Source organism: Streptomyces sp. NPDC086777, from assembly GCF_040702065.1.
Taxonomy (GTDB): Bacteria; Actinomycetota; Actinomycetes; order Streptomycetales; family Streptomycetaceae; genus Streptomyces.
In genome coordinates, this window is the sequence record NZ_JBFBJI010000022.1 from 31,781 (window position 1) to 55,334 (window position 23,554).

General features: G+C 72.7%; 23 protein-coding genes. 10 read left to right on the plus strand and 13 right to left on the minus strand.

Annotated elements, in window-relative coordinates:
• Positions 1-3 precede the first annotated feature (3 nt).
• Positions 4-534: a hypothetical protein gene (locus AB0472_RS28215; RefSeq protein ID WP_366360274.1), complete on the minus strand. Its 531-nt coding sequence runs from the start codon at positions 532-534 to the stop codon at positions 4-6.
• A 105-nt stretch (positions 535-639) separates the two neighbouring features.
• Positions 640-1,848 (minus strand): pyridoxal phosphate-dependent aminotransferase, encoded by a 1,209-nt coding sequence (locus tag AB0472_RS28220; protein ID WP_366360276.1) that lies wholly within the window; start codon positions 1,846-1,848, stop codon positions 640-642.
• Between the two features lie 82 nt (positions 1,849-1,930).
• Here AB0472_RS28220 and AB0472_RS28225 point away from each other — a divergent pair, with 82 nt between their 5' ends.
• Positions 1,931-2,557, plus strand: a complete 627-nt coding sequence (locus AB0472_RS28225; RefSeq protein WP_366360277.1) for a winged helix-turn-helix transcriptional regulator — start codon at positions 1,931-1,933, stop codon at positions 2,555-2,557.
• 275 nt (positions 2,558-2,832) lie between these two features.
• Here AB0472_RS28225 and AB0472_RS28230 read toward each other — a convergent pair whose 3' ends face one another.
• The 3 genes from AB0472_RS28230 to AB0472_RS28240 all read right to left on the minus strand — a co-directional run bounded on the left by AB0472_RS28230 (position 2,833) and on the right by AB0472_RS28240 (position 6,508).
• Complete coding sequence (locus AB0472_RS28230; protein WP_366360279.1) at positions 2,833-3,660, minus strand: hypothetical protein; 828 nt, start codon at positions 3,658-3,660, stop codon at positions 2,833-2,835.
• Entirely contained in the window at positions 3,660-4,919 is a 1,260-nt protein-coding gene (locus AB0472_RS28235; protein WP_366360281.1) for a VWA domain-containing protein, read from the minus strand. Before AB0472_RS28235 ends, AB0472_RS28230 begins: the two co-directional genes overlap by 1 nt.
• Positions 4,920-4,993: 74 nt before the next feature.
• Complete coding sequence (locus AB0472_RS28240) at positions 4,994-6,508, minus strand: IucA/IucC family siderophore biosynthesis protein (protein ID WP_366360283.1); 1,515 nt, start codon at positions 6,506-6,508, stop codon at positions 4,994-4,996.
• A 93-nt stretch (positions 6,509-6,601) separates the two neighbouring features.
• Here AB0472_RS28240 and AB0472_RS28245 point away from each other — a divergent pair, with 93 nt between their 5' ends.
• The 3 genes from AB0472_RS28245 to AB0472_RS28255 all read left to right on the plus strand — a co-directional run bounded on the left by AB0472_RS28245 (position 6,602) and on the right by AB0472_RS28255 (position 9,401).
• The gene (locus tag AB0472_RS28245; RefSeq protein ID WP_366360284.1) at positions 6,602-8,143 is read left to right on the plus strand and encodes an IucA/IucC family protein; all 1,542 of its coding nucleotides are present in this window, start codon (positions 6,602-6,604) and stop codon (positions 8,141-8,143) included.
• A gap of 68 nt (positions 8,144-8,211) precedes the next feature.
• The gene (locus AB0472_RS28250; RefSeq protein WP_366360285.1) at positions 8,212-9,117 is read left to right on the plus strand and encodes a HipA family kinase; all 906 of its coding nucleotides are present in this window, start codon (positions 8,212-8,214) and stop codon (positions 9,115-9,117) included.
• On the plus strand, positions 9,114-9,401 hold the full coding sequence (locus tag AB0472_RS28255; protein WP_366360287.1) for a SelT/SelW/SelH family protein: 288 nt from the start codon (positions 9,114-9,116) through the stop codon (positions 9,399-9,401). Before AB0472_RS28250 ends, AB0472_RS28255 begins: the two co-directional genes overlap by 4 nt.
• Position 9,402: 1 nt before the next feature.
• Here AB0472_RS28255 and aceB read toward each other — a convergent pair whose 3' ends face one another.
• Positions 9,403-11,025, minus strand: coding sequence for a malate synthase A (gene aceB / locus AB0472_RS28260; protein WP_366360289.1), 1,623 nt, complete (start codon positions 11,023-11,025; stop codon positions 9,403-9,405).
• Between the two features lie 184 nt (positions 11,026-11,209).
• Positions 11,210-11,809 (minus strand): nucleotidyltransferase family protein, encoded by a 600-nt coding sequence (locus AB0472_RS28265; RefSeq protein ID WP_366360291.1) that lies wholly within the window; start codon positions 11,807-11,809, stop codon positions 11,210-11,212.
• A 155-nt stretch (positions 11,810-11,964) separates the two neighbouring features.
• Between AB0472_RS28265 and AB0472_RS28270 the strand changes: the two genes are divergently transcribed.
• Positions 11,965-12,276 carry a DUF5955 family protein gene (locus tag AB0472_RS28270; protein WP_366360293.1) on the plus strand — a complete coding sequence of 104 codons (312 nt, stop codon included), beginning with the start codon at positions 11,965-11,967 and terminating at the stop codon, positions 12,274-12,276.
• A 135-nt stretch (positions 12,277-12,411) separates the two neighbouring features.
• On the opposite strand, the gene AB0472_RS28275 is transcribed toward AB0472_RS28270, so the two are convergent.
• Entirely contained in the window at positions 12,412-13,197 is a 786-nt protein-coding gene (locus AB0472_RS28275) for an IclR family transcriptional regulator (protein WP_366360295.1), read from the minus strand.
• A gap of 273 nt (positions 13,198-13,470) precedes the next feature.
• On the opposite strand from AB0472_RS28275, the gene allB reads away from it, so the two are divergent.
• The 3 genes from allB (at position 13,471) to AB0472_RS28290 (ending at position 16,901) form a co-directional block, all read left to right on the plus strand.
• Entirely contained in the window at positions 13,471-14,811 is a 1,341-nt protein-coding gene (gene allB / locus AB0472_RS28280) for an allantoinase AllB (protein ID WP_366360297.1), read from the plus strand.
• A gap of 74 nt (positions 14,812-14,885) precedes the next feature.
• Entirely contained in the window at positions 14,886-15,998 is a 1,113-nt protein-coding gene (gene alc, locus AB0472_RS28285; protein ID WP_366360298.1) for an allantoicase, read from the plus strand.
• Between the two features lie 93 nt (positions 15,999-16,091).
• Complete coding sequence (locus tag AB0472_RS28290) at positions 16,092-16,901, plus strand: AIM24 family protein (protein WP_366360300.1); 810 nt, start codon at positions 16,092-16,094, stop codon at positions 16,899-16,901.
• Positions 16,902-17,123: 222 nt separating this feature from the next.
• Here the strand turns inward: AB0472_RS28290 and AB0472_RS28295 are convergent, their stop codons facing one another.
• The 4 genes from AB0472_RS28295 to AB0472_RS28310 form a co-directional block, all read right to left on the minus strand.
• Positions 17,124-17,519 carry a ribonuclease domain-containing protein gene (locus AB0472_RS28295; RefSeq protein WP_366360302.1) on the minus strand — a complete coding sequence of 132 codons (396 nt, stop codon included), beginning with the start codon at positions 17,517-17,519 and terminating at the stop codon, positions 17,124-17,126.
• 138 nt (positions 17,520-17,657) lie between these two features.
• Entirely contained in the window at positions 17,658-18,566 is a 909-nt protein-coding gene (locus AB0472_RS28300) for a DMT family transporter (RefSeq protein ID WP_366360304.1), read from the minus strand.
• Positions 18,567-18,783: 217 nt separating this feature from the next.
• The gene (locus AB0472_RS28305; protein WP_366360306.1) at positions 18,784-19,884 is read right to left on the minus strand and encodes an NADH:flavin oxidoreductase/NADH oxidase; all 1,101 of its coding nucleotides are present in this window, start codon (positions 19,882-19,884) and stop codon (positions 18,784-18,786) included.
• Between the two features lie 147 nt (positions 19,885-20,031).
• Positions 20,032-20,238 (minus strand): hypothetical protein, encoded by a 207-nt coding sequence (locus AB0472_RS28310; RefSeq protein WP_366360308.1) that lies wholly within the window; start codon positions 20,236-20,238, stop codon positions 20,032-20,034.
• A gap of 169 nt (positions 20,239-20,407) precedes the next feature.
• Here AB0472_RS28310 and AB0472_RS28315 point away from each other — a divergent pair, with 169 nt between their 5' ends.
• Both AB0472_RS28315 and AB0472_RS28320 read left to right on the plus strand, forming a co-directional pair.
• Positions 20,408-21,676 (plus strand): histidine kinase, encoded by a 1,269-nt coding sequence (locus tag AB0472_RS28315; protein WP_366360493.1) that lies wholly within the window; start codon positions 20,408-20,410, stop codon positions 21,674-21,676.
• Between the two features lie 60 nt (positions 21,677-21,736).
• Positions 21,737-22,399 (plus strand): response regulator transcription factor, encoded by a 663-nt coding sequence (locus AB0472_RS28320; protein ID WP_366360310.1) that lies wholly within the window; start codon positions 21,737-21,739, stop codon positions 22,397-22,399.
• Positions 22,400-22,492: 93 nt separating this feature from the next.
• On the opposite strand, the gene AB0472_RS28325 is transcribed toward AB0472_RS28320, so the two are convergent.
• A complete protein-coding gene (locus tag AB0472_RS28325; protein ID WP_366360312.1) occupies positions 22,493-23,503 on the minus strand; it encodes a Gfo/Idh/MocA family oxidoreductase in 1,011 nt (336 codons plus the stop codon).
• Positions 23,504-23,554: the final 51 nt, after the last annotated feature.

The window sequence follows — 23,554 nt, forward strand, 5'->3', positions numbered from 1 at the left end:
ACGTCAGAGGCTAAGAGCCCAGCGCTCCAGTTCGGCGAAGTCACGCGCCCGCAGACCGTGCCGCGGGTCCACCGGAAGGAGCAGCGCGGGCCCGTCGTGGTGCGCGGCGACGTGGCGGACGTCGAGGTCGGTGACCATGTCGTCCACCCACACGAACGGCCGCCCGGCCGCCCACGCCACGACGGTCCGCGTCTTCCAGTACAGGCCGTCCGGATCCTTCGCGAACAGCTCGGGAAACTCGATGACGGGCAGTTCGGGCAGCCCGACGACCGGCCCGATCATCTCGTTGGCCTGGTGCATCCAGGTGGTCGCCCAGGCCAGCTCGTACGGCAGCGCGAGCAGCCGGGCCCCGTGCCCCGGGTGCAGCCGCACCCGCAGCCCCCGGCGCAGCCTGCGGGAGCCGGGCCGCTGGCGGGCGGACCAGCTGACGGGGTGCAGCCTGCGGGTCACGTACCCGCGGTGCCGCAGGAACCGGGCCCGGAAGGGGTTGAGGGGGCCGTCGACGTCGAGGAGGAGCAGAGGCCGCTGGGTCATGGGGACGGCATACCCGGACGGCCCCCGATGACCACCGCCGACGACCACTGACTACCGATGACCACCACCGCCGACCACCGATGACCACCGATGACCACCGCACGGCTACTGCCGATAGCCGCTCAGGAACCGCCCGATCCGGCCGATCGCCGTCTCCAGGGTCTCCGCGTGGGGCAGGGTGAGGATGCGGAAGTGGTCGGTGGCGGGCCAGTTGAAGCCGGTGCCCTGGACCACCTGGATCTTCTCCTGGAGGAGCAGGTCCAGGACGAACCGCTCGTCGTCGTGGATGGGGTGCACCTTGGGGTCGATGCGGGCGAAGGCGTAGAGGGCACCCTTCGGTTTGACGCACGAGACGCCGGGGATCTCGTTGAGCTTCTCCCAGGCCACGTTGCGCTGCTCGTACAGCCTGCCGCCGGGGGTGACGAGTTCGCGGACGGACTGGCGGCCGCCGAGCGCGGCCTGGATGGCGTACTGGGCGGGGGCGTTGGCGCACAGCCGCATGGAGGCCAGCATCGTGAGGCCCTCCAGGTAGTCCTTGGCGTGCTGTTTCGGGCCGGTGACCACCAGCCAGCCCGAGCGGAAGCCGGCCACCCGGTAGGTCTTGGACAGGCCGCAGAAGGTGAGGACCACCAGGTCGGGGGCGAGCGCCGCGGTGGAGTGGTGGACGGCGTCGTCGTACAGGATCTGGTCGTAGATCTCGTCCGCGAAGACCATCAGGCCGTGCCGGCGGGCCAGGTCGAGGATGCCCTCCAGGATCTCCCGGGGGTACACCGCGCCGGTCGGGTTGTTGGGGTTGATGATCACGACGGCCTTGGTGCGGTCCGTGATCTTGGACTCCATGTCGGCCAGGTCCGGGTACCAGTCGGCCTGTTCGTCGCAGAGGTAGTGCACCGCCCTGCCGCCGGCGAGGGTGGTCACCGCGGTCCAGAGCGGGAAGTCCGGGGCCGGGATGAGGATCTCGTCGCCGTCCTCGACGAGCGCCTGTACGGCCATGGAGACCAGCTCCGAGACACCGTTGCCGAGGAACACGTCGTCGACGCCCACCTCGAGGCCCAGCGTCTGGTAGCGCCCGGCCACCGCCCGGCGGGCGGAGAGGATGCCGCGCGAGTCGGTGTAGCCGTGTGCCTGCGGGAGCATCCGGATCATGTCCTGGAGGATCTCTTCGGGGGCCTCGAAGCCGAAGAGTGCCGGATTGCCGGTGTTCAGGCGCAGCACACTGTGGCCCGCCTCCTCCAGCGCGTTGGCGTGCTCGATCACCGGTCCGCGGATCTCGTAACAGACCTCGCTGAGCTTGTTGGACTGCCGGAACTCCATTACGCCCCTCCGGGAACTCGTGTTGCTTGGTTTTACCAAGTGGGAGCTTGGAAAGTCCAACATCTTGTCTAGACTGCGTCGCATGCCACCTCGCCGAAGCTACGACCAGTACTGTTCCGCGGCCCGCGCCCTCGACGTCGTCGGCGACCGCTGGACCCTGCTGATCGTCCGGGAACTGCTCGCCGGTCCGCGCCGCTACACGGACCTGCACGCGGATCTGCCGGGAGTCTCCACGGACGTCCTCGCCTCCCGGCTGAAGGACATGGAGCGGGACGGGCTCACCACCCGGCGGCGGCTGCCCCCACCGGGCGCCGCGTACGTCTACGAACTCACCTCGCGGGGACGGGAGTTGCTGCCGGTGCTCCAGGCGCTGGGCAAGTGGGGCGAGCCCGAGCTGGGCGAGCGCCGGCCCACCGACGCGGTACGCGCCCACTGGTTCGCGCTGCCGCTGCTGCGGGCCCTGACGGGTGAGGGGCTCGTCGAAGTCCGGCTGGGGGAGGGGGACTTCCACCTGTGCGTCGGCGCGGAGGACGGCCCGGTGTACGGCGACGGCCCGGCACCGGCCGAGCCCGACGCCCGGCTCGTGCTCGACGCCGGGACGGGTGCCGCCCTGGCGCGGGGCGAGTTGGGGCTGGCGGAGGCGGTACGGGACGGGCGGATCACCGTGACGGGGGACGGGACCCTGGCCAAGGAACTGCGGGACTCCTGAACGGGCCACGGACCTGCGGGCGGCCCCATCCGGTCAGGACCTGCGGGACTCCTGAACGGGCCACGGACCTGCGGGAGGTTCGATCCGGTCACGGACTCGCGGGACTCCTGAACGGGTCACGGACTCGCGGGACTCCTGAACGGGCCACGGACCTGCGGGAGGTCCGATCCGGCCACGGACCTGCGGGAGGTCCGATCCGGTCAGGGCCTGCGGCAGGTCCGGAACGGCGACCGGGCCGCCGTGATGGCGGCCCGGTGGCGGGGTTCAGCGGCGGATCAGGCGCCCGGCGGCACTCGCCTCGGCCGGCCCGACCCGCGCGTCAGCGCGTACCCGCCGATCCCGGCCAGCGCGGCCAGCACGCCGCCGATGCCGGTCCACACCCAGCGGTCGCTCCACCAGCCGGAGGACCAGCCGCCGTCGGGTTCGATGCTGGACAGCACCGCCGACTTCGTGGTCGGGGAACTGTCGTCGGAGGGGGAACTGTCCGCGTCCGAACCGGACTTGACCGCGATCCCCGGCACCAGTGGCTGGGCCAGCGAGCCGTCCACCGCCGCCGAGCCGCCGATGTCCTTGGAGTCCACCTTCACCTCGGCGCTCACCGGCTGACCGAGGTCGGCCGAGGCCAGGTCCACCACCGTCAGCCGGATGTAGTACGTGCCGGGCAGCGGGTCGTCGGCCCAGGGCTCCGACCAGGCGCGCACGGTACGCATCACGCAGGCCAACTCCACCGACGTGGCGCCCTGCGCGGCCGTGCGGGTCTGCGCGCCGTACTGGCAGGCCTGCCGGCGCCGCAGCCCGTCGTACACGTCGAGCTGCCAGGTCTGTCCCGCGTGCGTGGCGGGCAGCTTCACCGTCGCCTTGACGTCGGGGCGCTGTCCCGCGTCGGCCGGGAACGACCAGTACAGGTAGTCGCCGGTCGATCCGCCGGCCGTCGCCTGCTGACCCTGGTCGATCTCGGCCGCGGTACGGAAGGAGGTGCCCGCCTGGGTGGGCGCGCCGCTGTCCTCCGAGGCGCTGGGGGAGGGGGAGGAATCCGCGGCCGCCGGACCGGCCGCCAGGCCCACCGCCAGCAGTGCGGCGCTCAACACACGTGTGATCGACATCAGTTGGTCCTCCAGACCGCGACCCGCCAGCGCGACACCCAGCCCCACACCAGACCCGCCAGGAAGCCGGTCAGCACCAGCGCCCCGAGCAGCCACCAGCCGCGGCCGAGACCGAAGGAGGCGACGTCGCTCGCCTGCGACGGGCCGTCGACCACGTCGACCGTCAGCTCGACCGGCAGACCGGGGCTGGTCTTCACCCCGGCCGCGGCCGAGAAGGAGTTGGTCACCTGGAGACAGACGGTCTCCGGGGTGGTGTCGTCGTCGTTCTCGGCCTTCGGGTACCGCAGCCCGGTCGAGATGACGTCCGTACGGCCCAGGCCCGACGTCTCGCCGCGCACGATCTCCCGTCCGTGCACGGTCACCGCGCGCAGCAGCACGCCGTAGTCGGGGTTGACGGCCCGGTCGGCCGCGACGCTCACCGATGCGCGCAGCTCCTGGCCGGGCTCGACGTCGACCTTGTACCAGCGCTGCTGACCGAACTCCTCACGGTCGGTGTACAGCCCCGACTTCAGCGCGGGTGCGGACGAGCACTGGTCCGTCCCCTCGGTGGCCACCGGTGTGACCACGGGGTCCGCCGCCCGGTCCACCAACTGGCCGACCCGGTCCGTCAGTTCCTCCTTGTGCTGGACGGAGGTGTAGGTGCCGCCGGTCGCGTCCGCGATGCAGCTGAGCTGGTCGCGGGTCTTGGCGTCCGGCACCAGGCCGAGGGTGTCGATGGTCAGCCCGACGCCCTTGGCGGCTATCTCGCGGGCCACCTCGCACGGGTCCAGCGGCTGGCAGGTGTCCTCGCCGTCGCTGATCAGGACGATACGGCGGGTCCCGTCACCGCCCTGGAGGTCGTCGGCCGCCTTGAGCAGCGCGGGGCCGATCGGGGTCCAGCCGGTCGGCGAGAGCGTGGCGACGGCGGACTTCGCCTCGGTGCGGTCCAGCGTGCCGACCGGGTACAGCTGCGCGGTGTCCTTGCAGCCCTCCTTGCGGTCGTTGCCGTGGTAGTTGGCGCCCAGGGTGCGGATGCCGAGCTGGACCCCCTCGGGCGTCGCGTCCAGCACCTCGTTGAACGCCTGCTTGGCCGCGGCCATGCGCGTCCCGCCGTCGATGTCCGCCGTCCGCATGGAACCGCTGACGTCCAGCACGAGCTCCACCTTGGGGGCGGCCTGTTCGGTCTCGTCGGCGACCGCATGGCCGGGGAACGCGATCCCGGCCGCCAGGGCGGCGAGCAGAGCACAGACTCCTGCCGCCGGCCGATGTGTTCTGATCATCGGCGGATCCTATTGATCAAAGGTGCTGGGCTCCAAAACGGGGTCCGGTCCGCCGGAACAGAGTGACCGGCAGGTCAACGCAGAGCGGCGAGCGGGTTCGGCAGGGACGTCCACTGGTCGCCGGGCACTTCCGGGGAGAGCCGCATCAGGGTCAACGCCTTGGTGGGCAGCGGGCCTTCGCGGAGCGCCGTCAGGTCGGGGGTGGCCGGCAGGTGCCGTACGGCCGCCTCCAGGGCCGTCGCCAGGGCCGGTCCCGAACCCGCCGTGCCGGCGAGGGCGCCCGCGACCAGGGAGCCGAACAGCTTGCGGCGCAGGGTCGTCCCGTCGTCCGTGACCAGGCGGCCGGTCAGGTCGGGCGGGGTGATGCCGTGGCGGCGGAGGCGGGCGGGGCTGAGCCGGATGTCGGCCAGGTCGCGGTAGACCAGGCGCAGCGGGGCACCGGTCCCGGAGAGCACGACCAGGAGGTTCTGGCCGTGCGCCTCCAGGGCCACGCCCAGGTCCAGCAGCCGCAGCCCCACCGTCAGCGCGAGCCGGGTGAACGCGGCCAGCCAGGACGGCGATTCGGGGAGCGTGGTGGCGGCCAGCGCGGCCACCGGAAGGACGTACTCGCCCGGCGCCGCGTACGCCTGCGGGGATTCGCGCAGCAGTGCCGCCAGATCGGGGGAGCCGGCGGTCACCGCGCCCAGCGTGCGGGTGATGTGCAGGAGCCCGTCCGTGCGGGCCGCCAGGTCGGTGGCGAACGACGACAACGTCACGGCCGCGCCCACCGAGTACGCCGAGATGTCCCGCACGGACGAGGTCAGCCGGGCACTGAGCGCGGTCTTCACATGCGTCTGGCCGTCGAGGGCGAGCGTGCGCAGGGACACCAGCGGGTGCGCGTCCCGCCAGGGCCCGGCCGAGCCGCCCTTGAGGACGTGGGAGTGCTGCCAGGGGTGTACGGGAATCAACAGATCCTTCCCGTCCCGGAGTTCGGCCGGCCAGTCGCCGGTCAGCAGGCAGTCCCCGGTCGCGGCCGGGACCGCCTCCAGCCGCACGGCCTGCCGGTGCTCGGGCCCGTACGCCAGCTGCTCGGCCGCCGAGAAGCCGGGCCGGGAACGGCAGTTGGGGTGGAAGGGATGACCGTCGACGACCCGCTGCTCCCACTCCCAGTCGCGGTCCGGCCACTCCTCCGCTTCCTCGGTCGGGAGCTCCCGGTCCGCCCGGGAGAGCGCCAGCGAGGCCACGCTGTGCCCGAGCTCGGCCGCGAACCCGGCCGAGTGCGGCCACCCCAGCTCCGTCATCAGCCGCGCCGGATCCCGGTACGCCACCCCGTCCAGACGTACGGCGGTCACGTACGCGTCCGTGGCGTACGGATCCGCCCGCGGCCCGTGCAGCGCCCGCCCGTCGGCCAGCCACAGGGCGAGGCTGTGCGCGCCGCGCACCCGGCGCGCCACCCACGGCAGCGGCTCGTGCGCCAGCGCCCGCCACAGCCGGGTCAGCACCGCCGCCCGCGCACCGGGCAGCTCGGCCGTGTACCGGTCGACGAGGTCCGGCCGCACCTCGGCCAGCTCCGTGGCCAGCCGGGTCTCGATGGGGGAGGGACGCTGCACGGGAGGGCTCCTCGGGGGCGGGTACGACGGTCATGATGACCGGTGACGAGAGACATACTGATCAGGATCGGACTGTGTGGACGTAGCGAACGAATGGAACGCGTGGACTTCATGACCCTCAGCGACGCGGTCGGCGAACGCGCCGACGCGTATGCTGCCGCGCCCCTGCTCAACTGCCTGCTGCGGGAGGTGGCCCAGCCGCTCCCGGACGCCGGGGAAGGGCCGTGGCGGGTCCACCGGCTGCCTGGCTGCGAACGGCTGCTGCGGGTGCGCGGCGCCCGCCGGCCGACCGCGCCCGAGGTGTACGCCGACGGTACCTGGCACCGCCTCGGCCACGCCGAACTGGTGAAACTCGTCGCCGAGGAGCTGCGCAGGCACACCGGGCTGTCCAACGGTGACCTGCCGGCCGAGATGCTCGACAGCCGGGACACGGTCGCCGCGCTGCTCACGGCACGCGCCCGGGCGACGGCGCCCGACGACCCGTACCTGCGTTCGGAGCAGTCCCTCATCACCGGCCATCCCTACCACCCCGCCCCCAAGGCGCGCGGCGGCGGCCCGGTCACCGCCTGGCTGCCGTACGCGCCCGAGGCACACGCCCGGTTCCCGCTGGTGCTGCTCGCGGTCCGCGAGGACGAGGTGGTGGAGGAGGGCGACACGGCCGCGCTGGACGCACTGACCCGGCCGGCCGCCGTACCGGACGGCTACCGGCTGCTGCCCGCCCACCCCTGGCAGCTCGACCTGGTCGGCCGCGACCTCGCCCCGGCCTTCGCGGACGGACGGCTGCTGCGCCTCGGCGAGACCGGCTTCACGGCCTGGCCGACGGCGGCGGTCCGCACGGTGTACGAACCGGACCGGGACCTCTTCCTGAAGTTCAGCCTGGACGTCCGGATCACCAACGACATCCGCCGCCTCTGGGCCCACGACCTGCGGAAACTGGGCCGTACCAACGCGGCCGTCAGCGCCGCGTTCCGGGCGATGGGCGGGCCCGCGGGCTGGCTCGGCGACCGCGGCTACCGCACCGCGCGCTTCGCCTTCGAGGAACTCGCCGTACTGGTCCGCGACGGGCTGCGCGGGTCGCTGCTGCCGGGGGCCACCCCGCTGCTCGCCGCCGGCCTGGTGGAGGGCTTCGACGGTGACCCGCTGGCCGCGGCGGCGGACCCCGGCGCCTGGTGGGAGGCGTATCTGCGGGCGGTCGTACCCCCGGCCCTGACCGCCTTCGCCGAGCACGGCGTCGTCCTCGAAGCGCATCTGCAGAACACCCTGGTCGCGGTCGACGCCGACGGCATGCCCGTACAGGCGCTGTACCGGGACGCCGAAGGCGTCAAGCTGCGGACCGACGTGGACCGGGCCGCCGGGTGGGAGCGGCTGGTGTACTGCCTCGTCGTCAACCACCTGACCGAGGTCGCCGCCGCCCTTGCCGAACGGCACCCCGGGTTCGACCCGTGGCCCGCGGCCCGGCGGGAACTGGCCCGGCAGCCGCTCCCGGAGGCGGCCGGCCTGCTGACCTCCCCGACTTTGCCCGGCAAGACCAACCTCCTGCTGCGCTGGACCGGCGCGGACGGGGCCGACGCGCGCTATCTGCCGCTGCCGAACCCCCTGGCCCGGGACCGGCGGAGCCGGGACGCCGGTCGCTGAGCCGGGCGACGTCACGCCCGGTTACGCTGGTCACTTCACGTCGAGGCACCGGAGAACGAGGGGCGAGCATGCTGAGGGAGGTCACCGCGACCCGCTATGTCGCCCCCCTCCACTCCGGCGGCTCCGTGCCCGGCGTCGTGGAGGCCGACGACCTCGGCACGTACGTCGTCAAGTTCACCGGGTCCGCGCAGGGGCACAAGGCGCTGGTCGCCGAGGTGATCGTGGGGGAGTTGGCGCGGGCGCTCGGGCTGCGCTTCCCGGAGCTGGTCCTGGTGCACTTCGACCCGGCGATCGCCGGGGACGAGCCGCACCAGGAGGTGCGCGACCTGCACGCGGCCAGCGTCGGAGTGAACCTCGGGATGGACTTCCTGTCCGGTGCGGCGGACTTCACCCCCGAGGTCGCCGAGGTCTTCCCGGTCCACCCGCTGGAGGCGGGCCGGATCGTCTGGCTGGACGCGCTCACCGTCAACGTCGACCGTACGGTGCACAGCTCCAACCTCATGGTCTGGCCGACCCTCGGCGTCGCACCCCCGCGCCTGTGGCTCATCGACCACGGCGCCGCGCTCGTCTTCCACCACCGCTGGGACACCTCGGCCCCCGGGAAGCCGTACGACTTCCGGCACCACGCCCTCGGCCGGTACGGCCCCGACACCCGGGCCGCCGACGCCGAGCTCGCGCCCAGGGTGACCGGGAAACTGCTCCGGGACGTCCTCGCCGAGGTCCCGGACGCCTGGCTCACCGACTTCGGCACGCCCGAGGAGATGCGCGAGGCCTACGTCGGCTATCTGCTGGCCCGGGTGCGGGCCTCCGCCGAGTGGCTCCCCACCGATTTCCCGGGCCGCGACCAGCTCGCGGCCGAGGAGGCCGCCCGTGCGGCCAGAACCCGGCGGGGCCGTCCGGCCTGGCTGCAGCAGGTCCCCGACCTGCACGGCAAGCCGGCGGCCCAACAGGATTGGTCGGTGCACCTCGGATGAATGACAGCCGGCGGGTCGAGATCGAGTACTGCACCCAGTGCCGCTGGCTGCCGCGGGCGGCCTGGCTGGCGCAGGAGCTGCTGACCACCTTCGAGACCGAGCTGACGGAGCTGGCGCTGAAGCCGGGCAAGGGCGGCGTCTTCGTCGTACGGGTGGGTGACGAGGTGGTCTGGGACCGGCGCGAACAGGGGTTCCCCGAGCCCACGACCGTGAAGCAGGCCGTACGCGACCGGATGGCCCCGGGGAAGTCCCTGGGCCACTCGGACAGGGCCGCGCAGGAATAGGTCAGCCGCGCAGCTGCCGGTACGCGGGCAGGGTCAGGAAGTCCGCGTAGTTCTCGTCGAGGGCGACGGTGAGCAGCAGGTCGTGGGCCTGCTGCCAGTGGCCGGCCGCGAAGGCCTCGTCGCCGATCTCCGCGCGGACGGCGTCGAGTTCCTCGGCGGCGATCTCGCGGGCCAGCTCCGGCGTGGCCTTCTCGCCGTTCTCGAACTCGACACCGGCGTTGATCCACTGCCAGATCTGCGAGCGCGAGATCTCCGCGGTGGCCGCGTCCTCCATGAGGTTGAAGATGGCCACCGCGCCGAGCCCGCGCAGCCACGCCTCGATGTAACGGATGCCCACCTGGACGGCGTTGACCAGACCCGCGTAGGTCGGCTTCGCCTCCAGCGAGTCGACCGCGATCAGGTCGGCGGCCTCGACGTGGACGTCCTCGCGCAGCCGGTCCTTCTGGTTCGGCCGGTCGCCGAGGACCCGGTCGAAGGACTCCATGGCGATCGGGACCAGGTCGGGGTGGGCGACCCAGGAGCCGTCGAACCCGTCGTTCGCCTCGCGGTCCTTGTCGGCGCGGACCTTCTCGAAGGCGACCTTGTTGACCTCGGGGTCGCGGCGGGACGGGATGAAGGCCGCCATGCCGCCGATCGCGTGCGCGCCGCGCTTGTGGCAGGTGCGGACGAGGAGTTCGGTGTAGGCGCGCATGAACGGGGCCGTCATGGTGACCGCGTTGCGGTCCGGGAGGACGAACCGGGGCCCGCCGTCACGGAAGTTCTTCACGATGGAGAACAGGTAGTCCCAGCGGCCGGCGTTCAACCCCGAGGCGTGGTCGCGCAATTCGTAGAGGATCTCCTCCATCTCGTACGCGGCCGTGATCGTCTCGATCAGCACGGTGGCGCGGACGGTGCCCTGCGGGATGCCGACGTGGTCCTGCGCGAAGACGAACACGTCGTTCCAGAGCCGGGCCTCCAGGTGCGACTCGGTCTTCGGGAGGTAGAAGTACGGTCCCTTGCCGAGGTCGAGCAGCCGCTGCGCGTTGTGGAAGAAGTAGAGGCCGAAGTCGACGAAGGCGCCCGGCACCTGCTCGCCGTCGACCTCGACGTGCCGCTCGTTCAGGTGCCACCCGCGCGGCCGCATGACGACCGTCGCGAGCTCGTCGTCCGGTCGCAGGGCGTACGACTTGCCGCTCGCCGGGTCCGTGAAGTCGATGTTCCGGGTGTAGGCGTCGATCAGGTTCAGCTGGCCCAGGACGACGTTCTCCCAGGTCGGGGCCGAGGCGTCCTCGAAGTCGGCGAGCCAGATCCGGGCGCCCGAGTTGAGGGCGTTGATGGTCATCTTGCGGTCGGTGGGACCGGTGATCTCGACCCGGCGGTCGTCCAGGGCCGCGGGGGAGGGGGCCACCCGCCAGGAGTCGTCCGCGCGGACGGCGGCGGTCTCCGGGAGGAAGTCCAGGGACGAGGTGCGGGCGATCTCGGCGCGGCGCTCGGCACGGCGGGCGAGGAGTTCGCCGCGGCGCGGCGAGAACCGCCGGTGCAGCTCGGCCACGAAGGCGAGCGCCGCGTCGGTGAGGACCTCCTCCTGCCGGGGCAGGGGCTCGGCGTCGACGATGGCCAGCGGAGACGGCGCTGGTGCGGACATGAGCTGTCACTTCCTTCAGCGGTGGCACCGGGTGCCAGTCGTTCCGGGTGGAGCGAAGCAGACCTGATCAGGGGACCGGCGCTTCTGAACAGTGGATACTAGTTTCCTCATCGTGGAAGTTCAATGGTTTGTTGATGTCGAGATTCTCCGGGTCGAGCAAGGGTGGCGCTCAGTGCCATCCCGTTCACTCAAGGTGGCCCAGGTCCGCTTCCGTGTCGATGTCGTACGGCTCGGCCACGTCCCCGCACTCGACGAGCCTGACCGCCTCCTGGTGTGCCCCGAGGTAGGCGCGGGCGCCCCGGTCCCCGGTCGCGCTCGCGGCGATCCCCGCCCAGTGGGCCGCGCCGAACAGGACGGGATGGCCACGCACCCCGTCGTAGGCGGCCGACACCAGCGAGTCCTCGTCCCGGTACCCGCCGAGCACCCGGGCCACCGCAGCGCCCCCGATGCCGGGCTGGTCCACCAGGGACACCAGGGCGGCCCGAACCCCCGCCCCGGCGAGCGACTCCAGCCCCACCCGCAGCGAGGACCCCATGCCCTCGGCCCAGTCCGGGTTGTCCACGACCACGCAGCCGCCGAGCTCGGCCTGCTCCCGCACCTCGTCCGCACCGGCCCCCAGGACCACATGCACCGGTCCGCAGCCGCCCGCCCGCAGCACCCCGGCCGCGTACTCCACCAGCGGCCGCCCCCGGTGCGTCAGCAGTGCCTTGGGCCGCCCGCCGAGCCGTCTGCCGCCGCCGGCGGCGAGCAGCAGCCCGGCGATCTGGTCATGCGTGTCCGTCATGCGTCCTGCATACCCGACGCCGGGACCGGCGGCCGACCCCCAAGGGCTGAAATTCGGTCCGTCCTGTAGCGCTTTCCACACGGGAGGGCGTTTACTGACCCGCGTCCCCGGGCGCCCGGCCACCGTCGAGGGGCACCTGGCGAGGGGGGAGAGCTGTGTTGCGGAGCTTGGGGCAGAGGCCAGTGACCGGCAGTGACGAGGATCCGAGGGTGACGGAACTACGCACGGCGGTCTCCCGGCTGCGCCGCGAACTGGCCGCGCACCCGGCCGAGTTCCCGGACCGCGCGATAGCCGAGGACGAACTCGCGGCCCTGGCCGCGATGGCGACCGGCGGCATGCCGGAGATCCCCCGCCTGCGCCGCTCCCTGTTACTGATCGCCGGCGCGATCGGCTCGATGAGCGCCCTGTCCAGGGGCCTGTCGGACGTACGCCAGGCGGTGGACCTGTTCGGGGAACCGAGCCGCTGAAACGCCCCTGGGTCCGTCGACCCAGGGGTCCGGGGAACCGCGCGCCCAGCCCCCGGTCACCCGCACCCGCCGACGTTCCTGTCGGTCGAGCCCCCCCGTCACCCGCACCCGCCGACGTTCCCGTCGGCCCCGCCCTCAGGCTCCCGAACTCACCAACGCCTCGGACAACTCGGCAGCCACCTGCTGCAGCACCGGCACGATCTTCTCGACCGCCGCCTCGGTCACCCGCCCCGCGGGTCCGGAGATCGAGATGGCCGCCGCGGTCGGCGAGTCCGGCACGGACACCGCCAGGCACCGCACCCCCACCTCCTGCTCGTTGTCGTCCACGGCGTACCCGAGCTCCCGCACCTGTGCCAGTGCGGCCAGGAACCCGTCCGGCGTGATGATCGTCTTCTCGGTCGCCGCCGGCATCCCGGTCCGTCCCAGCAGCGCCCGCACCTCGGCGTCCGGCACGTTCGCCAGCAGTGCCTTGCCCACCCCCGTGGAGTGCGGCAGCACCCGCCGCCCCACCTCGGTGAACATCCGCATCGAATGCTTCGACGGCACCTGCGCCACGTACACGATCTCGTCCCCGTCGAGCAGCGCCATGTTCGCCGTCTCGCCGGTCTCCTCTACCAGTCGCGCGAGGTAGGGCCGCGCCCAGGTGCCGAGCAGCCGGGACGCCGACTCGCCGAGCCGGATCAGCCGCGGGCCGAGCGCGTACCGACGGTTCGGCTGCTGCCGCACGTAGCCGCAGGCGACCAGCGTCCGCATCAGCCGGTGGATCGTCGGCAACGGCAGCCCGCTGGTCGCCGACAGCTCGCTGAGGCCCACCTCGCCGCCCGCGTCCGCCATCCGCTCCAGCAGATCGAAGGCGCGCTCTAGGGACTGGACGCCGCCGGACCTGGCGGAGTCGGAGGTGCTGGCGCTGGACGTCGGCACGGCGCGTTCCTTTCGGACTGGCGGGAAGGGCAGAAGCCTACCCGGCAGTCGGTTGACTCCCTGGTCGTACCTGGTTACGTTCTGCCTGTCGGAAGTATAATTCCGCTTCGTGGAAACGTCCAGAGTGGACGCCTGTCGTGGCCCTCGGGTGCAGTGTGCCCTTGACGGCGCGGGAGTGGGAGTGAAGACTCCTTCAACAGAACGTTGAATTCCGTTGCGTGGGTGTAAATCCCGTTTCGCGGAAGTAAAACGGCGGCAGAGAGAGGGGTCCGGGTGTCCGACGCTGAACTGGTGCTGCGCTCGACGCGCGTCATCACCCCGGAGGGGACACGGGCCGCCTCGGTCGCCGTCTCCGCCGGGACCATCACGGCTGTACTGCCGTACGACGCCGCCGTCCCGACGGCCGCCCGCCTGGAGGACCTCGGCGACGACGTCCTGCTGCCCGGGCTGGTCGACACCCACGTCCACGTGAACGACCCGGGCCGCACGGAGTGGGAGGGCTTCTGGACCGCCACCCGCGCGGCGGCGGCCGGCGGCATCACCACCCTGGTCGACATGCCGCTCAACTCCCTCCCGCCGACCACGACCGTCGAGAACCTCCGCGTCAAGCAGCAGGTCGCCGCCGACAAGGCGCACATCGACGTCGGTTTCTGGGGCGGCGCGCTGCCCGGCAACGTCAAGGACCTCCGCCCACTGCACGAGGCCGGCGTCTTCGGCTTCAAGGCGTTCCTGTCGCCCTCAGGCGTGGACGAGTTCCCGCACCTCGACCAGGAACAGCTGGCCCGGTCCCTGGCGGAGATCGGCTCCTTCGACGGTCTGCTGATCGTGCACGCCGAGGACCCGCACCACCTGGCGGCCGCCCCGCAGCAGGGCGGCCCGAAGTACGCCGACTTCCTCGCCTCCCGGCCGCGCGACGCGGAGGACACGGCGATCGCCCGGCTGATCGCCCAGGCCGAACGCCTGCACGCGCGCGTGCACGTCCTGCACCTGTCCTCCTCCGACGCGCTGCCGCTGATCGCGGCGGCCAAGGCGGACGGCGTCCGCCTCACCGTCGAGACCTGTCCGCACTACCTGACCCTCACCGCGGAGGAGGTCCCGGACGGCGCCAGCGAGTTCAAGTGCTGCCCGCCCATCCGGGAGGCGGCCAACCAGGACCTGCTCTGGCAGGCGCTGGCCGACGGCACCGTCGACTGCGTGGTCACCGACCACTCGCCCTCCACGGCCGACCTCAAGACGGACGACTTCGCGACCGCCTGGGGCGGCATCTCCGGCCTCCAGCTCAGCCTCGCCGCCGTGTGGACCGAGGCCCGCAGGCGCGGCCACGGTCTCGAGGACGTGGTCCGCTGGATGTCGGCCCGCACGGCCGCGCTCGTCGGCCTCGACGACCGCAAGGGCGCCATCGCGGCCGGGCGCGACGCCGACTTCGCCGTCCTCGCGCCCGACGAGACCTTCACCGTGGACCCGGCGGGTCTGCAGCACCGCAACCGGGTCACCGCGTACGCGGGCAAGACCCTGTACGGCGTGGTGAGGTCCACCTGGCTGCGCGGCGAACGCATCGTCGCGGACGGCGAGTTCACACCCCCGAAGGGTCACCTCCTCACCCGCAACCCCTGACCCCACCCCCTGACCGCCCCGACCCCGTTTCCTTCCTTCCGCACCCGCGGCGGCCGACACCGAAAGGAACACCTTTGACGGCGATCCCGACCTTCACCGGCGACGCGCACCCCTACTCCGGCGGCGACCCGTACGCGGACTACCGCACCGCCGACTTCCCCTTCACCCGGTACGTCGACCTCGCCGACCGGCAGCTCGGGGCCGGGGTCATCGCCGCCAACGACGAGTTCTTCGCCCAGCGGGAGAACCTGCTGGTCCCGGGGCCGGCCGAGTTCGACCCGGAGCACTTCGGGCACAAGGGCAAGATCATGGACGGCTGGGAGACGCGCCGCCGCCGCGGGGTCTCGGCCGGCCACCCCTGGCCCGCCGCCGACGACCACGACTGGGCCCTGGTCCGGCTCGGCGCCGCCGGCGTCGTCCGCGGGATCGTCGTCGACACGGCCCACTTCCGCGGCAACTACCCGCAGGCGGTGTCCGTCGAGGGCGCGTCGGTCGCGGGCTCGCCGCCGCCTGCGGAACTGCTCGGCGACGACGTGAAGTGGACGACCCTGGTCCCCCGCACCCCCGTCGGCGGCCACGCGGCGAACGGCTTCACCGTCTCCGTCGAACAGCGCTTCACCCACCTGCGCGTCAACCAGCATCCCGACGGCGGCATCGCCCGCCTGCGGGTGTACGGCGAGGTCGTGCCCGACCCCGAGTGGCTCACCGTGCTCGGCACCTTCGACGTGGCCGCCCTGGAGCACGGCGGCCTGGTGGAGGACGCCTCCGACCTCTTCTACTCACCCGCGACCAACACCATCCAGCCCGGCCGCTCCCGCAAGATGGACGACGGCTGGGAGACGCGCCGCCGCCGCGACCAGGGCAACGACTGGATCCGCTACCGCCTGGTCACCCAGTCCCAGATCCGGGCGGTCGAGATCGACACGGCCTACCTGAAGGGCAACAGCGCGGGCTGGGCGTCCGTGTCCGTACGGGACGGCGAGGACGGCGAGTGGCGCGAGGTCCTCCCGCGCACCCGCCTGCAGCCGGACACCGACCACCGCTTCGTCCTGGCCTCCCCGGCCGTGGGCACGCACGCGCGCGTGGACATCTTCCCGGACGGCGGAATCTCCCGTCTGCGCCTGTTCGGCACGCCGACGGAAGCGGGGGCGGCGGCCCTGACCGCCAGGCACCGCGAACTGTCCTGACCCCCTTCCCGCCCGCCGGCTCGCCGTCCCGGGCGGGGAACCGGGCCGGGCGGGCGGAGGGAACCGCCGGGCCGTCGGCTACGTTCTTCTCCCGTGACCCTTCAGCAAGAAATCGTCGGCAACGCCATGCAGATGGCCGTCGTCAACCTGCACCCCGGCCAGACCGTGTACTGCGAGGCCGGCAAGTTCCTGTTCAAGACGACGAACGTGACCATGGAGACCCGGCTGAGCGGCCCCAACGGCGGCGGTCAGCAGCAGGGCGGCGGTGGCGGTATGGGCGGCATGCTGCGCCAGGCCATGGGCACCGCCATGCAGGTCGGCCAGCGCATGCTCGCCGGTGAGTCGCTGGCGTTCCAGTACTTCACCTCGCAGGGCGGCGAGGGCACCGTCGGCTTCGCGGGCGTGCTCCCCGGCGAGATGCGCGCACTGGAGCTGAACGGCACGCGCGCGTGGTTCGCCGAGAAGGACGCCTTCGTCGCGGCCGAGTCGACCGTCGAGTTCGGCATCGCCTTCTCCGGCGGCCGTACCGGCATGAGCGGCGGCGAGGGTTTCATCCTGGAGAAGTTCACCGGCCACGGCACGGTGATCATCGCCGGCGCGGGCAACTTCATCGACCTGAACCCCGCCGACTTCGGCGGCCGCATCGAGGTCGACACGGGCTGCGTCGTCGCCTTCGAGGAGGGCATCCAGTACGGCGTCCAGCGCGTCGGCGGCCTCAACCGCCAGGGCCTCATGAACGCCGTCTTCGGCGGCGAGGGCCTCTCCCTGGCCACCCTGGAGGGCAACGGTCGGGTGATCCTGCAGTCCCTCACCATCGAGAGCCTCGCCAACGCCCTGAAGAAGGCCCAGGGCGGCGACAAGCAGGGCCCGACCGGCGGACTGTTCTCCACGCACGCGGGGTGACACCACGCCGCGCACAGCACGGACGCGGAGTGGGCGCGACGACAGCGCGCCCGGCCCGGCGGGGAGACCCGGACCGGCCCCGAGCCGCGGCGACGGGAACCGCCCGGCACGGGCGGGCGGAGCCGTGCCCGTCACCGTGGGGGGTGAGGGGCACGGCTCCGCCCGGACAGGGGCCGGGATCCCTGAGGGGCGCACCGTTCCTGGAGTCGGCCGACGGGTGGGTCAGCAGCCGAAGTCGACGAGGTCGAACGTCACGTAGTGGTCGGAGGTGTAGTAGTCCTCCTCGTACTCCTCGCCCGTGATGATGCGGCGCGCACCGCGGGTGGCGGAGCCCGGGGTCTTCACCGTGTACTCGTGGTAGTAGCCGGTGGGCTCGCTCGGCAGCACGCCCTCCTGGTTGCGGAAGACGGTCCCGTCCTGGGAGTACGGGAACGGCCCGCCCGACGCGATCAGGTCGAGCGTGTCGTAGGCCTGCGACGGCAGGTCGCCGTAGCAGATACTGCCGACCGAGCCGGCGGCGGCGTCCGCCGTGACGGCGGAGACGGTGCCGCCCACGAGGAGGGCGGACAGCAGGGCGCCCGCGGCACCGATGCGGGTGATTCGTGGGGGGAATCTCATGGGCCCATGATGACGCGCGTAGAGTATGGCATGTCAATGACAAGTTGGCAGATTTTCCCGTCAAGTCCCCTTCGTTTTCGCGAAGTTAACCTGGGCTGCGGCACTTCAGGAACTCCTCGGCCCGTCCGTACGCTCCGGCTACATCGCCGTGGCCGTGCGGCGTTCCGCCGGGTGCGCGTCCTGCTCCGTGTCCCGGTCGACGCACTTGGCCAGGCAGCGGGTGCGGGAGAGGGTGACGACGCCGTAGGAGAGGAGCGCGACCCCGAACACGGCCGGCAGGAGCCACATGCCGCTGCGGGGTGACTCCGCGTAGAGGGTGACTCCGAGGCAGAAGCTGACCACGGCGTCGCCGAGGGTGAGTGCCGGCTGGGAGGCGATGAGGGGGCCTCCCTGCATGGCGTAGCCCAGCAGGATGATGGAGAGCGAGCCGACGAGCGCGAAGCCGTAGGTCTGCCACGCGAGGAAGAACGCGGTGGCTCCGTGCCGGGACATGACGTTCATCGCGGACTTGACCAGGGCTGCCGTGAGCGCGTTGCCGACGGCGGCGGCCGCGGCCAGGCAGGCCGCGCGTGCCAGACCGTGCGGGCGGCGCAGGCCGACGAGGACGAGGGTGGCGCCGACCGCGCCCGTGGTGGCGAACGTGGGCACCCACCACACGCCGGGAACCTGGGCGCGTCCGCCGGAGGGGGCGGCCGAGAAGAGGCTGATCGCCAGTCCCGCGAAGATCGCCGCGACGCACCACCACGCCTTCCGGGAGACCTGGACCCGGAACACGAGGCTGCCGAAGACGAGCGCGAGCGGCAGTTCGAGGATGAAGACCGGCTGGACGGCGGCCAGGGTCCCGAAGTCGAGCGCGAGTGCCTGGAACAGGGCCGAGCCGATCACCCCGAGGATTCCGCCGAGCCAGACCGGATTGCGCAGCAGGTTCCGGACGAGGGCGAGAGGGGAGCGTGCTTCGGGCGTGGCCGTGGCGGCACGTCGCTGCAGGACGGTGCCCCAGGCGTTGCTGGCGGCGGCGAGCACGGCACAGGTGATCGCGACAATCATGTCGATCGCATCGCTTCCGGAGTGTCGGCCGCGTTCCGCGGGCGTGGCACCACGGCCCCGGAGGTGCCCCGGGGCCGGCGGTTCGGATGCGGTTCGCGACGGGGAACGGCGAAAGGGTGAGCGGTGCGCTCGCCTTCCAGTGTCCGGCCGGAGCGCGGGGCGGGCGAACGGGGACGCCCTCGTCCCCGTCGCCGTGGCCGCCCCCGGCGGGCCGGTGTCAGGCCCGGTGGTACTGGACGGGCGAGCCGACACTGCCGCCGAGCTGGTCCGCGGCGTGCCGGGCCCAGTACGGGTTGCGCAGGAGTTCCCGGCCCAGCAGGACCGCGTCGGCGCTGCCGGAGGCGACGACCTTGTCGGCCTGCGCGGGCTCGGTGATCAGGCCCACGGCGGCGACGGGCATGCCGGTCTCGTTGCGGACGCGGTCGGCGAAGGGGACCTGGTAGCCGGGGCCGCTCGTGATCTTCGCGTCGGGGACGATGCCGCCGGTGGAGATGTCCATCAGGTCGACGCCGTGCGCCAGCAGTTCCCTCGCGAGGCGGACGGTGTCGTCGGCGGTCCAGCCCGTCCGGCCGTCCTCGGGGTTCTCCGACAGCCAGTCGGTCGCGGAGATGCGGAAGAACACCGGCAGCTCCTCGGGCCACACGGCGCGCACGGCGTCGACGACCTCCAGGGCGAAGCGGATCCGGCCCTCGAAGGAACCGCCGTACTCGTCGGTGCGGCGGTTGCTCTGCGGGGACAGGAACTGGTGGATCAGGTAGCCGTGGGCGCCGTGGATCTCGGCGACCCGGAAACCGGCCGCGCGAGCGCGTACGGCGGCGTCGGCGAACTGCTGGACGATCTCGCGGATGCCGTCCCTGGTCAGCTCCTCGGGCACCGTCGACGTCTCGTCGAAGGGGACCGGGCTGGGGCCGACCGGCGTCCAGCCGTGCGGCTCGTCCGGGGCGATCGGGCGCCCGCGGTCGACCCAGGTGCGCTCGGTCGACGCCTTGCGCCCCGCGTGTGCCAGCTGGATCCCCGGGACCGTGCCCTGCGACTCGAGGAAGGCGGTGATGCGCCGGAAGGCGGCGACCTGCTCGTCGTTCCAGATGCCGAGGTCGTACGGGGAGATCCGGCCCTCGGGGCTGACGGCCGCGGCCTCGGTGATGATCAGGCCGGTGCCGCCGGCGGCACGCGCGGCCAGGTGGCTGAAGTGCCAGTCCGTCGGGACGCCGGCCGCCGCACCGTCCGGCTCCGCGCTGTACTGGCACATCGCCGCCATCCAGATGCGGTTGGGGATCGTCAGCGACTTGAGGTCGAAGGGGGTGAAGAGCGGGTTCAACGCGCGACTCCTTGGGAGGTCCGTCGGTGGCTGCCGTGCGGCCGGCCCGTCGGAGACGGCCCGCACGCGTGGCACGGGAGACATAATTGCATGCGCGGGTATTTTATTTCCGCTCACTATTGTCACTTGCATGTACCTCGGTGCGGCTCACCCGCCGCCGGACCTCCGGCTCCCCGCGGCGGCGAACAGCGCGCACGCCGGCACGGTCGGCGCGACGCTCGCGTGGACGCCGTAGGCGTCGAACAGGCCGATCCGCCGCAGGAGGCCCACCCGCCAGGGGGTGAACTCGTGCGGCAGTCCCAGCACACCCCGGGTCAGCGCGAGGAATCCGAGCAGTTCCAGCAACCGTTTCACGGCACGACCCTCGCCCCGCGGCCTCCCCCTGGACCATCGGCCGGGGGCGAACCGTGCCCGCCGGAGGGCTCCCCGCACGCGCGCGTGGCGCACCGAAAGTCCACGCGGGCACAACTTTGGTCGACGATTCCGTGCACGAGTAGGTGTCATGGGACGGTCCTGCGTAGATTTGTCGACCGTGAGCGGTGACATCTCCATACGGACGTTCGAGGGGCGGCGGTGGCTGTTCCCCTCCGCCGTGATCCATGAACTCGACCCCGACGCCGGTCCGGCCGGCCGCCGGCCGCGGCGCACCGCGCGTGACTGGCTCGTCGACTTCAGCTGCTTCCTGCTGGCCGTCCTCCTCGGCGCGGCCGCCGCCAACACCATGCGCCAGGACCCGAACGTCCCGCACGGCCTCGCCGTCGCCGACCAGCTGATCGGCGGTCTGGCCTGCGCCGCGGTCTGGCTGCGCCGCCGCCGGCCGACCGGCCTGGCCATCGCCATGATCCCGGTCAGTTTCGCCTCCGACACCGCGGGCGGCGCCTCCATGGTCGCGCTGTTCACGCTCGCCGTGCACCGCCCGTTCCGGCACGTCGCCTGGATCACCGCCGCCAACCTCGTACTGGTCCCGCTCTTCTACTGGCTGCGCCCGGACCCCGACCTGCCGTACCTGGCCGTCGTCATCCTCGTCGTGCTGTTCACCCTCCTGGTGGTCAGCCTCGGCATGTTCGTGCGCTCCAAGCGGCAGCTGATGGTCAGCCTGCGCGACCGGGCCCGGCGGGCCGAGACCGAGGCCGGGCTGCGCGCCGAGCGGGCCCAGCGGCTGGCCCGGGAGGCCATCGCCCGCGAGATGCACGATGTCCTCGCCCACCGGCTGACCCTGCTCAGCGTGCACGCCGGAGCGCTGGAGTTCCGGCCCGACGCGCCCCGGGAGGAGATCACCCGGGCCGCCGGGGTCATCCGGGAGAGCGCCCACGAGGCCCTCCAGGACCTGCGCGAGATCATCGGTGTACTGCGTGCCGCCGACGGCGACGAGGCGGGCGGCCGGCCGCAGCCGACCCTGGCCGCGCTGGAGTCGCTGGTCGCCGAAGTACGGGGAGCCGGCATGAAGGTGGTGCTGGACAACCACGTCGGCGACCCGGCCGCCGTCCCCGCCTCCGTCGGCCGCACCGCCTACCGGATCGGACAGGAGGGCCTCACCAACGCCCGCAAGCACGCCCCCGGCGCCGAGGTCACCGTCCGCGTCACGGGTGCCCCCGGCGACGGCCTGGACATCACCGTGCACAACCCCGCCCCCGCGGCCGAGGCCCCGCACGTCCCCGGCTCCGGCCAGGGCCTGATCGGCCTGGCCGAACGCGCCACGCTGGCCGGCGGGCGGCTGGAGCACCGGGCCGTCGGCGGCGGCGGCTTCGAGGTGCGGGCCTGGCTGCCCTGGGCCGCCGCCGCGGCCGTGTGACGGCCGGGCGGCCGGGCGACCGGGCACATGCCGCCGTACCCGCGTGATTACGTAGGAGCCATGACCGCGATCAGACTGCTGCTCGTCGACGACGATCCGCTGGTGCGGGCGGGACTCGCCCTCATGATGGGCGGGGCCGGGGACATCGAGATCGTCGGGGAGGGCGCCGACGGCGACGAGGTCGAGTCGCTCGTGGACCGCACGCGCCCGGACGTCGTCCTGATGGACATCCGGATGCCGTCCGTGGACGGACTCACCGCCACCGAGCGGCTGCGCGCGCGTGCCGACCCTCCGCAGGTGGTCGTCCTGACCACGTTCCACGCCGACGAACAGGTGCTGCACGCCCTGCGCGCGGGAGCCGCCGGGTTCGTCCTCAAGGACACCCCGCCCGCCGAGATCGTCGCCGCCGTGCGCCGCGTCGCGGCCGGCGACCCGGTGCTGTCGCCCGCCGTCACCCGGCAGCTGATGGCGCACGCGGCCGGCACCCGTGCCGACACCCGGCAGGCACGCGCGCGTGACCGGCTCACCGCCCTCAACGACCGCGAGCGCGAGGTCGCCGTCGCGGTCGGCCGGGGCCTCGCCAACGCCGAGATCGCCACCGGCCTCTTCATGAGCGTCGCCACCGTCAAGACCCACGTCTCCCGCATCCTGGCCAAGCTCGGCCTGAACAACCGCGTCCAGATCGCCCTGCTGGCCTACGACGCGGGACTCCTGGAGGAGTAGGGCACCTGCGGCCCCGCACGCCGGCACGGGCCTGCTGGGCGGCGCGGTCCGGGAGACGCCGACCGCTGCCGGTGCGCCGGTAGCCGCCGCCGGTCAGGCCAGGCGGTCCGGGATCTCCGTGAGGGCCACCGGTCTGCGCTCGCGCCGGGAGATCTCGCAGGCCTCCGCGATCCGCAGCGCCTGCAGGGCCTCGCGCCCGTCGCAGGGGTTGGCCAGCTGACCGCGCACCACGTCGACGAAGGCGCCCAGTTCGGCCTCGTAGGCGGGCCCGAACCGCTCCAGGAAACCGGGCCACGGCTTGTCCGCGGGCGGCGGGCCGGTCGGTTCGGTCGAGGCCACCGGCGTACGGTCGTCCAAACCGACCACCACGGTGTCCCGCTCGCCGGCCAGCTCCATCCGCACGTCGTACCCGGCGCCGTTCAGCCGGGTCGCGGTCGCCGTGGCCAGCGTGCCGTCGGCCAGGGTGAGCACCGCCGCGCCGGTGTCGATGTCACCGGCCTCCCGGAACATCACGGGCCCCGCGTCCGAGCCGGTCGCGTACACGTCCACGACCTCGCGGCCGGTCACCCAGCGCAGCACGTCGAAGTCGTGGATCAGCGTGTCCCGGAACAGGCCGCCGGACAGCGGCAGCCACTCCGGCGGGGGCGGGGACTGGTCGGAGGTCAGCGCCCGTACGGTGTGCAGCCGCCCGAGCCGACCCGAGCGCACCGCCTCGCGCGCCCCCGCGTAGCCCTTGTCGAAGCGCCGCTGGAAGCCCATCTGCAGCACCGTCCCGGCCTTCTCCACCTCCGCCAGGGCCTGCAGCGTGCCCGGCAGGTCGAGGGCGATCGGCTTCTCGCAGAAGACCGGCAGCCCGGAGCGGGCCGCCCGGCCGATCAGGTCGGCGTGGGCCGAGGTCGCGGCGGTGATCACCACGGCGTCCACGCCCCACTTGAAGATCTCGTCGGTCCCGGGTGCCGCCGTCTCCCCGAGCCGGTGCGCCAGATCCTGGGCCCGCTGGGGATCCACGTCCGTGAGGATCAGCGATCCGACCTCGCGGTTACGGCTGAGCGTGTTCGCGTGAATGGTGCCGATGCGGCCCGTCCCGATGACCCCGATGCGCATGGGAACAAGGTGCTGGTGCACCCCGCGCGCTGTCAATCCGTATGTCCGGAC